Below are 15,133 nucleotides of genomic sequence, written 5' to 3' on the forward strand. Positions count from 1 at the left end.
AAAAGGTAATTAAGGCCGCAGGAATGAGAACATCGGAATATTGTTTTCCCTGTTCCGGCATTATTAGTACTTTTGCGCGTTAATTCCCGAATCGTTTCATCTGATTTACAAATCGAAGCACATGGAGAAAATTAAAGTGGCTAATCCGGTTGTCGAACTGGATGGCGACGAAATGACCCGCATTATCTGGAAATTCATTAAGGACAAGTTGATTCTCCCCTACATCGACGTAGACATCAAATATTATGACCTGGGTGTTGAGTATCGCGATGAGACCAACGACCAGGTAACCATCGACGCGGCCAATGCCATCAGGGAGTATGGCGTAGGTATCAAATGTGCCACGATTACCCCGGACGAGGCCCGCGTGAAAGAATTTAACCTGAAGCAGATGTGGAAATCGCCCAACGGTACCATCCGGAACATCCTGGACGGTACGGTGTTCCGCGAGCCCATTGTGATTCAGAACGTACCGCGTCTGGTAACCAACTGGAAAGCGCCGATCATCGTTGGCCGTCACGCCTTCGGTGACCAGTACCGCGCTACCGATTTTGTGGTGCCGGGTCCGGGTAAGCTGACCATGAAGTTTGAAGGCGAAGACGGCACTCTACAGGAGTACGAAGTCTATAACTTCAAAGGTGCCGGCGTGGCTATGGGTATGTACAATACCGACGAGTCGATCCGGGGCTTTGCCAGGGCGTGTTTCAACATGGCGCTTCAGAAAAACTGGCCGCTGTACCTGTCGACCAAAAACACCATTCTGAAGAAATACGACGGCCGGTTTAAGGACATTTTCGAAGAAATTTACCAGAGCGAATTCAAAGCGAAAGGCGTACACTACGAGCACCGCCTGATCGACGACATGGTGGCCTCGGCGCTGAAGTGGGAAGGGAACTTTGTGTGGGCCTGTAAGAACTACGACGGCGATGTGCAGTCGGATACCGTTGCCCAGGGTTTTGGCTCTCTGGGTCTGATGACCTCGGTACTGGTAACGCCGGACGGCAAGACGATGGAAGCCGAAGCGGCCCACGGCACCGTGACGCGTCACTACCGCGAGCACCAGAAAGGTAACCCAACCTCGACCAACCCCATTGCCTCGATCTTTGCCTGGACCCGTGGTCTGGCTTTTCGGGGTAAGCTGGACGGTAACCAGCCTCTGATTGACTTCTGCAACGCCCTGGAACAAGTATGTATTGAAACTGTCGAGAGCGGAAAAATGACCAAAGATTTGGCGGTGTCGGTATACGGCAACGACGTGAAGCACGGGCTGCACTACCTTTATACTGAAGAGTTCCTGGAGGCACTGGACACCAACCTACAGGAAAAGCTGAGTCAATCGGTAGAGAAATAACCTAACAGTATATTGGCCCAAGCGGCTACTTTTTGAAGCGCTGCCCTGTTTGGGGTGGCGCTTCTCTTATCAAATTACCTGTAGAACCTTATGAAACGATTTGTTGCACTGCTGGCTTTTACCTGCCTGTTGTCTGCAGGCGCTTTTGCCCAAACCGGAAAAAAAATGAATGGACCTGTATTGCAGCATATTGTGCTGTTTAAATTCAAGCCGGAGACCACGCCGGCGAAAGTAAACGAGATTGTGGCTGCTTTTGAAGCGCTGCCCTCTAAAATTAAGGAGATCAAAGGCTTTCAGTGGGGCACCAACAACAGCCCCGAAAACCTCAACAAAGGCTTAACTCACGCTTTCATCCTGACCTTCGACAACGAAAAAGATCGGGATACCTACCTGCCGCACCCTGCGCACAAAGAATTCGGTAAGATCGTTGGCCCCTGGCTGGCCGAGGTAACGGTGGTGGATTTTACAAATAAGGGGAAGTAAAGTGTATGTACTCCGGAATGTAATTCCGGCTGTTAACTACCTTGCTGGTAGCTAACCGGCCGGAATTACATTCCGGGGTACATGCTATTTCTCACTCTCAGCCAGCAGCCCCTTCCGCTTCAGCAGGACATCCATGAAGCGCAGGTCATTTTCGGTCGTAAAAATGCTGTACGGCAGGTACAGAAACTGGGCGCGGGCCATCTGCTTCGCCAGCGCTTTCATAACAAAGTTCATCGACATCGATGAAATGGCATCTTCATTAGCCAGCATCAGCACGTAGGCATTTTTTTCTTTCTGCACGCCCCGGATCTGGTTCCACTTCAGAATACCGCCTTCTTTGGCATTGATACGCATCAGAATCTGGCGGCTGTCGATTTCGTAGACGTACTTCTGAAACATGGGCTTAAACTGCTCCGACTGCGTAACGCCCGTAAACTGAATGGCCCAGAACACGATGTACAGAATAGTGAGCAGCACCACCACAATGTAAATCCAGATATTGGGGTAAACGCCCGTTACGTTCAGGATCACGTTCAGGAGAATCAGCGCCAGAGGAATAAAACCCCAGTACCAGTTTGTTTTTAACCAGTTCCGGATGGCCAGATTTATGTACGTTTTGGTATCTAAAGCGTATTTTTTTGTTTTGATAATCATAATCACTCATCAACCGATGGGTATTCGGCAGCCTCTTTACAATGAAGGCACAAAAATAGGCAACTTCGGTGTAATTTGCAGCCAAATCTTTTAGGATCGCATGAGTTCGCAGCCAACCCAGATACTGACCGCCGAGCAGCTACAGCAGAAGATCCGGCGGATTGCTTTTCAGATTTACGAGAATAACTTCGAGGAGTCGGCGCTGGTACTGGCGGGTGTTTCGGGCCAGGGATATGTGTTTGCCCAATTGCTGGAAAAAGAATTAAACCAGATTGCTCCACAGGCGGTTACGTTGCTGCATATCGACCTGGACAAAACGAAAAAGGCCCAGCCGCCGATTCAGATCGATAATCCGGAGGCTGAGTTTGCCGATAAAGTTGTGATTGTGGTGGATGATGTGCTAAACTCCGGTCGTACCCTGACGTTCAGTTTGCAGCCGTTTCTGATTGTGCCGGTGCGCAAATTGCAGGTGGCCGTGCTGGTCGACCGTAACCATCCGCGCTACCCGGTGTCGGCCGATTATATCGGCTACGAACTGTCGACCACGCTGACCGAACACGTAGAGGTTGTATTGAGCGATCAGAACCGGGTGGGCGTGTATCTGCACTAACTGGGTCCGGCTTGCCAGTCCCGCCGGAATTACGTGCCTTACTACCTGTTATGCCGAAATAGTCGATTATAGAAACAGCTTTTACCCTGTGTTGTTCGCCACCGTCCGATACTGCTGTCTGGTACTCTTCACCCTGAACTTTCCGGTTATGGGGCAGAATCTGGTGCCCAATCCGAGTTTTGAGGAAATCAAAAGGCCGCAATGTGATTTTACCCGGCAGAATGAGAACGTCAGTGAGTACATAACCGATTGGTATGCGCCTACGCCCGGTACGCCCGATATGTGGTCGGCTGCCGACATACTGACCCAAAACTGTCAGCAGCGCCTGAATCAGTTTGAAATGCAGCCCCGCACCGGCACTAAATGCCTGGGACTCTATACCTACGTAGCGCGTACGGGTTCATACCGGGAGTACATCCAGGTTAAACTGAGACAACCGCTGAAGAAAGGAGGCACCTACTACGCCGAAATGTATGTCTTACTGCTCGATAGGCGCCCCGGCAACTCGTCGACGGAGGTGACCAGCAACACCGCTTCCAACAACCTGGGTATGTCTTTTTCCGCTACTCCCATCGGGTTGGGTACGGGTCCGTTTGGCATTGGGTATATATTACCCAGCAGGCCGCAGATCAACGAGACCGAAGTGCTGCGGGAAACAAGAAGCTGGGTGAAGGTTTCGGCCTGCTTTGTGGCCGACGATGCATATACGTATTTAACGATCGGCAATTTTTATGCGGATGCCCAAACCCGCATTGAAGTGGTAACGGGCGAGTTACCCCGCAATGCCGCGTATTACCTGATCGACGATGTACTGGTCAGGGAAGTGTTTGACCGGATTCCGGTGGCGAATCTTGGGGCCGATACAACGCTTTGCGCCGGCCAGTCATTGTCCGTGGTACTGCCTGATTCGCTGAATACGACTTTTCGCTGGCAGGATGGTACCAACCGGCCACGTTATCTGATCCGGCAAGCCGGCGTTTACGCCGTTACAGCAACGCGGGGGGCCTGTAGCGTAAGCGATACCCTGCGCATTACGGTGGAGCCGGCCATTTCGCTGCCGTCCGATACCGTGCTGTGCCGGGGTGAGCAACTGGTACTCCGGGCCAGTCATCCGCTGAATACGTTTCAGTGGAATACCGGTTCTACAGCCTCGCAACTGACCGTCAGTACCGATGGCACTTACATCCTGACTATTCCTTCCCGCTACTGCCGCCTTACCGATACCATTCGGGTGGATTTTTTAGACTGTCCCGGCCCGGTCCCCAACGTGTTTACCCCCAACGGTGACGGCCGCAACGAAACCTTTTACATCGACAACATACAGGTGATTCCCTGGCAGCTTACCGTCTACAATCGTCTGGGACAGCGCGTCTACCAGTCCGAAGCCTATGCCAACGACTGGGACGGTGTCAACCTTCCCACGGGGCTATACTATTACCGCCTGCAAAACGCAAGATTGAAGCGGGAACTGAAGGGGTGGGTTGAATTAATGCGGTAATGATGAATGATGAACGTGTTGCTTCGGAGTAACTTATGGGCGCGTCAGCACATTCTTCGTTTATCGTTCATCATTATTCGAGCAGCGCCATCACATCCTCTTTGGTCAGGGATTTGACGAAGCTTTCTTCACTGGAAATGAGGTCGCTGGCTAGTTTTTGCTTGGAACGCTGGAGGGCCAGGATCTTTTCCTCTACGGTGTTTTTGGTGATGAACTTGTAGGTAAAGACCGTTTTCTCCTGCCCGATGCGGTGCGCCCGATCCACGGCCTGCGCTTCAATGGCGGGGTTCCACCAGGGGTCCAGGATAAATACGTAATCGGCAGCCGTCAGGTTGTGCCCAAGGCCACCCGCTTTGAGCGAGATCAGAAACAGCTTGATGGAATCGTCGGTCTGGAACAGCTTTACCTGCGACTGCCGGTCCTGCGTGGAGCCGTCCAGATAAGCGTAGCTGATCTGCTGGGCCTTCAGGTACTGCCGAAACACGTTGAGGTGCTTGATAAACTGGCTGAATACCAAAACCTTGTGGTTTTCGGCCATGGCGCTTTCCAGGCGCATCAACACATCGTCAAGTTTGCCGGAATCGCCCTCATAGGTTTCGTCGATCAGGCGGGGGTGATTGGCAATCTGGCGGAGTTTGGTCAGGCCCTGTAAAACCACCATCTGCGACTTGGCCATGCCGTTTTCTTCGATCTGCTCCAGGATCAGGTTACGGTAGTACGATTTAGCTTCCTCGTACTTTTGGGCCTGATCGGTAGTCATTTCGCAGTAATGAATGCTCTCTACCTTTTCGGGCAGATCGGTGGCGACCTGCGCTTTGTTGCGCCGGAGCATAAATGGTTTGATCAGGCTATACAGCCGTTGCGTTTTCTGCTCGTCGTTGCGCTTTTCAATCGGTAACTGAAACTCGTTGCGGAAGAATGTCTGGCTGCCCAGCAGGCCGGGATTGATAAAGGTCATCTGCGCCCACAAATCCATTGTGCTATTTTCCAGCGGTGTGCCCGTCAGAATAAGCCGGTGACCAGCATTGAGTTGCATAACGGCTTTGGTAATGTGCGAGGAGGGGTTTTTAATCGCCTGCGACTCGTCCAGAATGACATAGTTGAACCGGTAGTCTTTTAGCAGATCAATATCAATGCGCACAATGCCGTAGGAGGTGAGGATCAGGTCATAATCGTCGAACTGCCCGGTGTTTTTGTCGCGGTAGGTGCCGGTGTAAACCATTAGCCGAAGGTCAGGCGTAAACCTGCGGGCCTCCAGCTCCCAGTTGTACAGCAGGGAGGTAGGCATAACCAGCAGCGACGGCTCGGGTGCGCCGGCTTCTTTCTGCGCCTGTAGCATGGCCAGGGTCATCACGGTCTTTCCAAGCCCCATATCATCGGCCAGGCAGCCGCCAAAGCGGTACTGATTCAGAAAGTTCATCCAGTCGTACCCGGCTTTCTGGTAGGGGCGCAGCGTTCCGACAAAGCCGTCGGGTAAGGGATTGCTCTCAATTTCCTCAAAGTTGCGGAGCCGTTCGAGCTTGCGGCTGATGACGGTGGTAGCCAGGCTATCGCGCTCCAGGTCCTGCACCAGCGCCAGGTGATGCTTACGCAGCACAAGCTGGTCGCTGCCGTCGGGATGTTCCAGAAACGTGAGCAGCTCCGAATACTTGGTGAACCAGGTTTCGGGAATAACGGCTATTTCGCCATTGGGGAGGGTAAACTCCCGCTTCTTGTTCAGGATCAGCGAACGGAGCCTGATAAACGGAATCTCGAATTCGCCAAAACGAACCTTAGCGTAGATGTCGAACCAGTCGCGGTCCTCCTGAATAGACACCTGAATGGATGAGTAGCCGAGGAAGTAACGCTTGGCGTTTGTCACCGGCTGCCGGACTACAAAGCCGGCATGGTGCAGGGTATGGCCCCGGCTCGACAGCCACTCAAAGGCTTCGCCCTTGCCCAGTGTGATAAAGCCCTGTTTGAGGTCCAGTCCGTTCTCTTTCAGCCAAAGCAGCTTTTGCGTTTCCGTGCGGGTGTCGCGTCGGACTTTATAGAAGATGTACTCGTCGCCTTTTTTCTCCAGGCTTACATTGGCCGTGGTAGCGGGTGAACTGTCGTAGCGAAACAGGAAGGTGCCGTACTGGAAGAAAAGCTCAAAACGCATTCGGTCCGACTCCTGTCGCTCCGGCTCGTCGTCGTCGCCCACGGCCGCTCCCGCATACAAGGCGGTGGAGACCGGCTGGCTGGTCGCCGGCTGCTCGGCCACGGTCAGCACCGGCACCGGGGCAAGGGTTTCGGTCCGGATTTCAAAGCCTTTGGCAAACACATCGTAGGCGGCAATCAGCGGGGCCACAAACCGCTGGTAGTATTGATCCTCAATGTTTTTAGGAATAACAATGTGGTTTTTATTCAGAAACGGCCGCAGTTTCTTACCATCTATCAGTTTGTCAAAATGGTAGAGCTTATTGTCAACCATCATCCAGGCCGGGTCATCGCACAGCAGCAAGGCATTTTTAAACTGAAATTCAACGCGGGTATCCTGATACCGAATAATGGGAAAATAGTGGGTCGAGTCGGCGTTACGAACGAAATGAAAAAAAATCCGGGCGGGTTCGGTCATCCAGTCAACGGCCTGCCAGGCCGGATTACCATCGTTGCCCATAATGTACAGGGGTTTGCCGACAATGCTGGGCAGAATCCGGGCCTTCATCCGCTCCAGGTAGTCGGCAATGGCTTCCTGAATCAGCTTATCGCCTTTTTGTGGGTCGTAGGTTTTCAGAAAAAAATCAACAGAGGGCAGCTTTCGGGTGTTGTACTTTTTCAGAATTACATCCTGCTGAATGGCTTCAATGAGCCGGATCGAGTTGAAATCCCGCTCGTCGAGGCCGTCGGCAAACTCTCCCGCGTTCTGGGTCGACAGCGTTTGGTTGAGCAGTGTGAGTTCGCCCCGGCCGTTGAGCTGAACCACAAAGGCCTCAATCAGATAGCCCAGAAATTCATGCTCCAGCAGAGAATACACAATTTGATACGGTTCGGTTGGTGAGACCTTCATAAGGGAAAAGGATGATAACGGCCAAAAATTCAACAGAATGCGCACCAGTGTAAGCCACTACTCACATCGGACAAGCACCACGGACAGGCAGGCAGCGCAAGGAACAAAATTGCTTAAAACGAGCAGATTGGCTTCCGTTTTGAAAAGCAACGATTTCAAATATACAACGCCAAACCAAAATGACAAATGAAGAAAAAAGAAAATAAAGAAACGTTAGGATTTGGTCACGATTAACCAGAGAAGTGGCAGCTGGTACCTACCTTTGTGCGCTGAGAAAGAAGATTCGGTATAGGCCCCTGCCAGCCCGGCATAAACGATCCTGGCTGAAGCCTAATGATGGGTACCATGATGTAAGCGCTGTTTGTAAAGTTGAAACGTATTATTGAAACCTTACGAAAAAACTAAGTATTTTTCTTGCCCATTCCTTACTATTTTGGTGATAAATACACGGGAAACGCGTTTTAATTTCGCTGGTAATCAGCCACCACAAACTACCTGACGTTATGAAGGCCGCCCCCACTGCTTTGGTCTATTTGCCCCTCACGCTACCGGCCGGCGGAGTGATCTCCTTCACCGCCGTTCGGGGTAAAGACAGGCAGATTGCAGACCTGATCGTGGGGATGATCAGCCCTCAGGATAGCCTGACAGGGAGCCCGTTGGTGCCCGGCACCCGACTATCGACCTTACGGCCAAAAGCGGAGTGGGAACCTGCCGTTCGCTGGGTTATACAACTGGCCGACGATGTGATTACCCATCAGCACCCTGTTCGTTTCCGGCAGGGCTTAAGTGGCCGGTCGGCCTTACGCTACTACGATCTGTCTGTTTTTCCCGCCGAAGACGGCATTATGATGATGTATCAGGATAGTTCGAATGAATCACAAACATCAGCGGATCGGCTGTTAAGACAACTGCTGGAGACGGCCACCTGCGGACTGCTGTTCGGCCTACCCCTGCATGACGCTGAGGGCCGGATTGTCGACGTTCAGGTGGAGGAGTGTAACACGGCTATGGCGGAGCTGACGGGCTTTTCCTGCCGGCAACTGCTCACACAAACCCTGCGCACCTGTGACCCCGCCGGTCGGGTCATGGGCCTTTTTGATCGTTGGGTGCAGGTTATCGAATCGGGCCTGACCCAGGAGGCCGATCACTATCTGGCCGAGCGCGGACGGTGGCTGCGGCAGCGGCTCACCCCGTATGAGAACGGCGTACTGGCCTGCTTTGACGATATAACCGGCCAGCGCAATCACCGGCAGACGGAATTGCTGCAAACCGTAATCGATAACATTCAGGCCGGCTTAATGCTGGTCGATGCGATGCGTGAGCCGCAAACCGGGCAGATCATTGATTTTCGGTACCGGCTGACGAATGCGTACAACGCCCGGCTGGGCGGTAAAACCGTGGAGGAGATGACCGGGCGACTGATCAATGAGGTTTTTCCGGGTTGGCAGGATTCGGATCTGTTCCGAGGCATGGTAGCGGTAGTGGAGTCGGGCCTGCCGAAAAATGAAGTATTTCCGTATGTGGGGTATACCTGGAACGGCTGGTTCGACGGCGCGTTTATTCCTATGGGCGATGCGCTCCTCTATACGTATCTGGACGTAACGCCACTGAAAAAATCGGAGCTGGAGGCCCGGCAGGCCGAACAGGAGCGGCAGTATCAGGCCGATACGTTCCGGGCAGTACTGGCCACTATGCTCCACGCCATAGCGATCTTTAAGGTGGTTCGGGATACTGAGGGTAAGCTGGTCGATTTGTACTATGAGTATATCGGCGACGAGGGCCTGCGGGAGTCGGGTCTTAGCCGGGAAGAGGTAATCGGGCAATCCATTCTGATGTTGTTTCCGGGCGTCCGCCAATCCCGGTTCTGGCCGGCATTTGAAGCGGTGCTGGAAACTGGAGAGCCCCAGCAGTTTGAGGAACATTATGTGCACGACGGCTACGCTAATTATTTGAACTGCCAGGTAGTACGGCTCGATGCGGATCGGATAGTGTCTATGTACCAGGTTATTAATGAGCTGAAGAGAGCGCAGCGGCAGACCGAGGAACAGGCCCGGATGCTGCGTACGGTACTGGATGGTTCCCAAAACGGGATAATTGCTTTTGATGCTTTGCGCAATGAAACCGGTAAGATCATCGATTTTCGCTATGTGCTACAGAACGAGGCTAACCGCCGGCGGGTAAACCGGACGGATGAGCAGTTACTGGGTCATACGATGCTGGAATTCTTCCCGGATGTGGCTACCAACGGTCTGCTGGACAAGTACATTGCCGTGGTGGAAACAGGCGTGCCGTTCCGGGAGGATGTGGAGTACGACTACGGCCAGGGCAAAGGCTGGTATAACCTATCGGTGGTGAAGCGCGACGACGGTATGGTACTGACGGTGATGGACAAAACGGCCGAGAAACGGGCCGAAGAAAAGCTGCGGGCTAATCAGCGCCAACTGGAAGCCGCCAACGAAGAGTTGCGCCGATCGAACGAAAACCTACAGTCGTTCGCCTACGTAGCTTCCCACGATTTGCAGGAACCGCTGCGGAAAATTCAGGCGTTTGGCGACCTGCTGGTGAGCCAGTACGTATCGACCATACCCGCCGAGGGGCAGGATCTCATCCGCCGGATGCAATCGGCCTCGGCCCGGATGTCGGGCCTGATTCAGGATATTCTGGCTTATTCCCGGATTTCAACGCACGGTCAGCCGTTTGCACCCGTGTCGCTCACAGAGGTATTGCAGCAGGTAGAGGGTGATCTGATGCCGGTCATTACCCAAACAAACGCTGTTCTGGCCATCGATCGCCTGCCGGTTGTCTGGGGTGATACCAGCCAGCTTTGGCAGTTGTTCAACAACCTGTTGGGTAATGCCTTAAAGTTTACCCAGCCCGGTGAGCCTCCGTCTGTACAGGTAAGCGCCCGGAGTCTTCAGGGGCAGGAGTTGCCCCCGGCCCTGCAACAGCGAAGCGAGCCGGTCTGGTGGGAAATCAGCGTCAGCGACAACGGCATCGGTTTTGAAGAAAAGCACCAGGAGCGCATCTTTCAGATTTTCCAGCGCCTGCACGGCCGCAGCCAGTATCCCGGCAGCGGTATTGGTCTGGCCATCTGCCGCCGGGTTGTAGAGCGGCACCAGGGCTTGCTCACCGCCAGCAGCCGGCCCGGCCAGGGGGCCACCTTCCGGATTTACCTGCCGGCCATGAGCAAAAACGCAGACTCTCGGCTTTGACGCACTGTGCGGCACAAAAAAGCCCCGGCAACCATTGGTTACCGGGGCAAGTACACGGTGGGTCAATTCCCAATTAATAAGCAATCAGGAATTACTTAACGGATGCGGTGGATACGGTATTGCCTGCTTTGACGGCGACCAGATCAATGGTCAGCTCAAAATCGTTGTTGATGGCCTTATCGCCCAGGTTATCAAAGAAGCTGCCGGAGCCGTATCGGATGTCATATTTGGTACGATCAACGACCAGTTTCGCCTTGCCGCGCAGTTGGTTGCCATCCATCGTAATGGTAGCCGGAAACTCAACGGGCTTCTTAATACCCTTAATGGTTAGATCGCCGGTTACCTTGTACTGATTCTTACCCGTTGGCGTTACTTTGGTCAGCACCAGCGTTGAGGTGGGATACTTCTCGGTGCCGAAGAAATCGTCCGACTTCAGGTGGCCTACCAGCTTCTGGTTGTACCCGGCATCGGTCAGATCGGCGTTGGTGATGGAGGTCATGTCGATGGTAAAGATACCACCGGTGATGGTGTTACCTTTGGTCGTGAGCTTACCGTCGGCCAGGCTGATGGAGCCGTTATGCTCACCGGTTACTTTTTTGCCTAGCCAGGTAATTTTGGTTTGCTGCTTGTCGGCCTTGTACTCAACGGCTTTAGGTGTGTTCGGCGTAAAGCCCAGGGATAGTACGGCTACTGAGGCCGACAGGAGGATGGTACGAAAATTCATAACTGTAACGAGATAGTTGGGTTAAATCCTTTAGTAATGTGTAATCACATCTATTGTATATACATTTAATTTTTCCGAAAAATTCCCGACTGTCAATATTTTTCCAAACTAATTAATTAACGGCCGGGAAACTGCTTAGCCGGCATGTTGCTTCACCAGGGCCTCCAGTTTGTGCAGCGGCTGCACGCCCGACTGCCGCCAGACAATCTTACCCTTGTGAAACAGGATCAGCGTCGGCACGCTCTGAATCTGGTATTGATTGGCGGCTGACCGGCTCCGGTCGATGTCTACTTTCACAATCCGGACTTTATCGCCGGCCCGCTCGGCGAGTTGCTTCAGGGTCGGGGCCATCATTTTGCAGGGGCCGCACCATTCGGCAAAGAAATCGACCAGCACGGGTTTGTCGCCCCGGATAATATCCTGAAACGTTTCTTTCTGCTGTGTTTGGCTCATAGGAGTTGCTGCTTACGGTTGAACAGGTTGTCTCTGTTTATAAAACAAGCGACGCCGGCATACAGTTCGCCGGCGCTCGGCGGATACTATTCTACATAATCTGTCGGATAATCAATTTAATGAAACCACGGCTGCGTTTCCGGGTTAAACCACGTATCCGCTATCCGGAGCAATCTCTTCTAATTTTCTTCATTATGAAAGCAGCCGTTTTTCACAAGCCTAAAGACATTCGCGTGGAGACCGTAGAGGACCCGCGCATTGAGCAATCCCGCGATGCCATTCTCCGCGTCACTTCCACCGCCATCTGCGGCTCCGACCTGCACATTTACAACGGTATGGTGCCGCAGCCGCGAAGTATGGTGCTGGGCCACGAGTTTATGGGAATTGTGGAAGAGGTGGGGCCGGGCGTTCCCAACCTGAAGGTTGGCGACCGGGTGGTGGTGCCGTTCCCAATCTCCTGCGGTGGTTGTTTCTTCTGCTCCAATGGCCTGCCTACCCACTGTGAAAACTCTAACCACAAAACTTATGGACCGGAAGGCGAACTGATCAAGGCCAAAGGTGCCGGTGCGGCCCTGTTCGGCTACACTGATCTATATGGCGGTTATGACGGTGGCCAGGCCGAATACGTGCGGGTACCCTATGCCGACTATGGGCCCCGCAAAGTGCCCGATAACCTGACCGACGAGCAGGTTCTTTTTCTGACCGATATTTTCCCGACCGGCTGGGCTGCCATTGACTGGGCCGAGCTGAAAGGGGGTGAAACCGTGGTGGTATTTGGGGCTGGTCCGGTGGGAATTATGGCCATGAAGTCGGCCTGGCTGCAGGGTGCGGGTCGGGTTATTGGCGTGGATATTGAACCGTACCGGCTGGATATGGCCCGTAAATCGGCCAATGCCGAAATACTGAACGCCCGGCAAATGGACGTAATCGAAGTGATTCGCGAAATGACCGGCGGCTACGGAGCCGATGTGTGCGTAGATGCCGTGGGTATGGAAGCACACCGCTCTGCGTTTGAAAAAGCCATGAACGTGGTGCAGTTTGAAAAAGGCTCCATGAAGGTGCTGGAAATGTGCCTGGATGCCGTCCGACGCGCCGGGGTTGTCACGGTGGTGGGTGTTTATGGATCACCGTACGACAATTTTCCGCTCTATAAATGGTTCGACAAAGGTATCAAACTGATGGGTGGGCAGGCCTGGGTACACCGGTACATTGATCACCTGCTGGATCTGGTGCAGAGTGGTCAGGTAGTGCTCAACGACATTATTACCCACGAAGTGCCGCTGAGCGAAGCATCCCGTATGTACGACATTTTCAATAAGAAGGAAGACAACTGCGTAAAGGTAGTGCTGAAGCCGTAAGCCTTCGGCAAACAGGCAATCAGAAGCCCCGACCAGTGCTGGTCGGGGCTTCTGTGTTGTAGGATAATACCGCAAAGGAAAAGCAACGCGTCCTGCTATTTCTGCAATTCCCGAAGCAGGCTCTCCAGGTTCAGCGGCCGGGTGAACATCTCCAAACCGCCTTCGTCGTTCAGCGGCCACTCATCGCGGGGACGGTCCCAGTAGAGTTCAACGCCGTTCTGGTCGGGATCATTCAGGTAAAGGGCTTCCGAAACGCCATGATCGGAGGCACCCGTCAGCGGGTAGTTAGCTTCCCGCAGCCGCTGAAATGCTACGGCCAGGTCTCTCCGCTCCGGATACAGAATGGCCGTATGGAACAGCCCCGCACTGCGAACCGGAGCCGGTGGGGCATTTTTGCTGTACCAGGTATTGAGCCCGATATGGTGATGGTAGCCACCGGCCGAGATAAAGGCGGCATCGTTGCCGTACATCTGCATCAGCGTAAAGCCCAGCAGGTCGCAGTAAAAGGCCAGTGCCCGGTCCAGGTCCGCTACCTTCAGGTGGACATGACCGATGCGGGTTTGAGCAGGAATTGTGTAAGCCATACGCTTTCGGTTTACGGAACAACCGCGTAAATCGCAGCCGCAAACTACGAATACATCAGAGGAATTGGAGGATGACAGGATTATTTCTTGTTAAACACCCTGTTCAGAAAGCTTACTGTATAGGTTATCATCGGCTCGAACCAGGGGTGAAATAGCCAGAAAGGGTGGGGCGCATCGGCAAAGGTGTGTACGTCGGAATAAATGCCCTGTGCGTTCAGTTTGCCGATCATATCGTCGCGACCGGCATGCATCCGGTCGACGGAACTGTTCAGGAACAGGATGGGTGGAGTGTGCTTATCGACGTAGGTCAGCGCGGAGGCTTCGCGCCATAGCTCCGGCTTTTCGGTGTTGGACGCGCCGAACCAGTAGGTAGCGGCTGAAGTGGAGCGGCTATCGTCGCCTTCGCCGGACTCCGGGTGGATAAACGCCAGCACGCCGTCGACATCCACAATGGCCTGCACCGCGCTGGATTGTTCAGACTGGCACCCGGTACCTTCCAATTCGTTCCTATTGCCGGTCGTACCCAGCAGAGCCGCCAGTTGCCCGCCCGCCGAACAGCCCAGCACAGCAATTTTATTGGGATCAATATTGTACTCACGAGTGTTGGCGCGGAGCCACCGAATGGCCGCCTTTAGATCATGCACGGCAGCGGGGTACAGCGCTTCGGTCGACAGGCGGTATTCGGCGGTGACGGCCACGTAGCCGTTGGCCGCCAACTGCTGCGCCATCGGTATCTGCTGCGAACGGTCGCCCGACCGCCAGCCCCCGCCATGAATCAGCAGCACCGCCGGACGAGGTTGGTTGCGGTTGGCTGATTGGTTAACCCGACGGTGCTGGTTAAGATTAGTTGATTGGTTAACCGGATAAAACGCGTCGAGGTGCAGATCCCGACCGTTCCGGTTGCAGTAGACCACATTCATTCTGGCCTGTACATTGGGCGGCAGGGCCGGGGCGGCAATGCGAATGCCGGGATGCGTTTTCTGCGCTTTTACGTAGGCGCTGTACACGGTAAAGGAAGTATCCGGTATGCCGGTCAGGCCATTGGTTCGCTGGGCCAGCGTCAGCATAGGACATAGGCAAAGCAGAACACAGATAGCGATGATTTTATACATACTATTATCCTAACACCCCTTCGGGCTTGAATTTACAGCTGTCCTATACGGGTAGCTTAAGAC

General features: G+C 53.6%; 12 protein-coding genes. 6 read left to right on the plus strand and 6 right to left on the minus strand.

Features of this window, described 5'->3' with window-relative positions:
• Nucleotides 1–121 precede the first annotated feature (121 nt).
• Nucleotides 122–1,351: an NADP-dependent isocitrate dehydrogenase gene (locus tag ABD931_RS25140; protein WP_345270783.1), complete on the plus strand. Its 1,230-nt coding sequence runs from the start codon at nt 122–124 to the stop codon at nt 1,349–1,351.
• Nucleotides 1,352–1,441: 90 nt separating this feature from the next.
• On the plus strand, nt 1,442–1,834 hold the full coding sequence (locus tag ABD931_RS25145; RefSeq protein ID WP_345270784.1) for a Dabb family protein: 393 nt from the start codon (nt 1,442–1,444) through the stop codon (nt 1,832–1,834).
• Between the two features lie 84 nt (nt 1,835–1,918).
• On the opposite strand, the gene ABD931_RS25150 is transcribed toward ABD931_RS25145, so the two are convergent.
• Nucleotides 1,919–2,488 carry a YcxB family protein gene (locus tag ABD931_RS25150; protein ID WP_345270785.1) on the minus strand — a complete coding sequence of 190 codons (570 nt, stop codon included), beginning with the start codon at nt 2,486–2,488 and terminating at the stop codon, nt 1,919–1,921.
• Between the two features lie 100 nt (nt 2,489–2,588).
• Between ABD931_RS25150 and ABD931_RS25155 the strand changes: the two genes are divergently transcribed.
• Entirely contained in the window at nt 2,589–3,098 is a 510-nt protein-coding gene (locus ABD931_RS25155) for a phosphoribosyltransferase family protein (RefSeq protein WP_345270786.1), read from the plus strand.
• An 88-nt stretch (nt 3,099–3,186) separates the two neighbouring features.
• A complete protein-coding gene (locus ABD931_RS25160) occupies nt 3,187–4,596 on the plus strand; it encodes a T9SS type B sorting domain-containing protein (RefSeq protein ID WP_345270787.1) in 1,410 nt (469 codons plus the stop codon).
• Between the two features lie 73 nt (nt 4,597–4,669).
• Here ABD931_RS25160 and ABD931_RS25165 read toward each other — a convergent pair whose 3' ends face one another.
• Nucleotides 4,670–7,627 carry a DEAD/DEAH box helicase gene (locus ABD931_RS25165; RefSeq protein ID WP_345270788.1) on the minus strand — a complete coding sequence of 986 codons (2,958 nt, stop codon included), beginning with the start codon at nt 7,625–7,627 and terminating at the stop codon, nt 4,670–4,672.
• Between the two features lie 503 nt (nt 7,628–8,130).
• Between ABD931_RS25165 and ABD931_RS25170 the strand changes: the two genes are divergently transcribed.
• Nucleotides 8,131–10,839: a PAS domain-containing sensor histidine kinase gene (locus ABD931_RS25170; protein ID WP_345270789.1), complete on the plus strand. Its 2,709-nt coding sequence runs from the start codon at nt 8,131–8,133 to the stop codon at nt 10,837–10,839.
• A gap of 91 nt (nt 10,840–10,930) precedes the next feature.
• On the opposite strand, the gene ABD931_RS25175 is transcribed toward ABD931_RS25170, so the two are convergent.
• Nucleotides 10,931–11,563, minus strand: a complete 633-nt coding sequence (locus ABD931_RS25175; RefSeq protein ID WP_345270790.1) for a YceI family protein — start codon at nt 11,561–11,563, stop codon at nt 10,931–10,933.
• Between the two features lie 135 nt (nt 11,564–11,698).
• A complete protein-coding gene (trxA, locus tag ABD931_RS25180) occupies nt 11,699–12,016 on the minus strand; it encodes a thioredoxin (protein ID WP_345270791.1) in 318 nt (105 codons plus the stop codon).
• Between the two features lie 194 nt (nt 12,017–12,210).
• Here trxA and ABD931_RS25185 point away from each other — a divergent pair, with 194 nt between their 5' ends.
• Complete coding sequence (locus tag ABD931_RS25185; RefSeq protein WP_345270792.1) at nt 12,211–13,374, plus strand: zinc-dependent alcohol dehydrogenase; 1,164 nt, start codon at nt 12,211–12,213, stop codon at nt 13,372–13,374.
• Between the two features lie 95 nt (nt 13,375–13,469).
• On the opposite strand, the gene ABD931_RS25190 is transcribed toward ABD931_RS25185, so the two are convergent.
• Nucleotides 13,470–13,958 carry a VOC family protein gene (locus ABD931_RS25190; RefSeq protein WP_345270793.1) on the minus strand — a complete coding sequence of 163 codons (489 nt, stop codon included), beginning with the start codon at nt 13,956–13,958 and terminating at the stop codon, nt 13,470–13,472.
• An 80-nt stretch (nt 13,959–14,038) separates the two neighbouring features.
• Nucleotides 14,039–15,025 (minus strand): alpha/beta fold hydrolase, encoded by a 987-nt coding sequence (locus tag ABD931_RS25195; protein WP_345270794.1) that lies wholly within the window; start codon nt 15,023–15,025, stop codon nt 14,039–14,041.
• Nucleotides 15,026–15,133 lie beyond the last annotated feature (108 nt).

It is taken from the genome of Nibrella viscosa (assembly GCF_039541875.1).
Lineage (GTDB): Bacteria > Bacteroidota > Bacteroidia > Cytophagales > Spirosomataceae > Nibrella > Nibrella viscosa.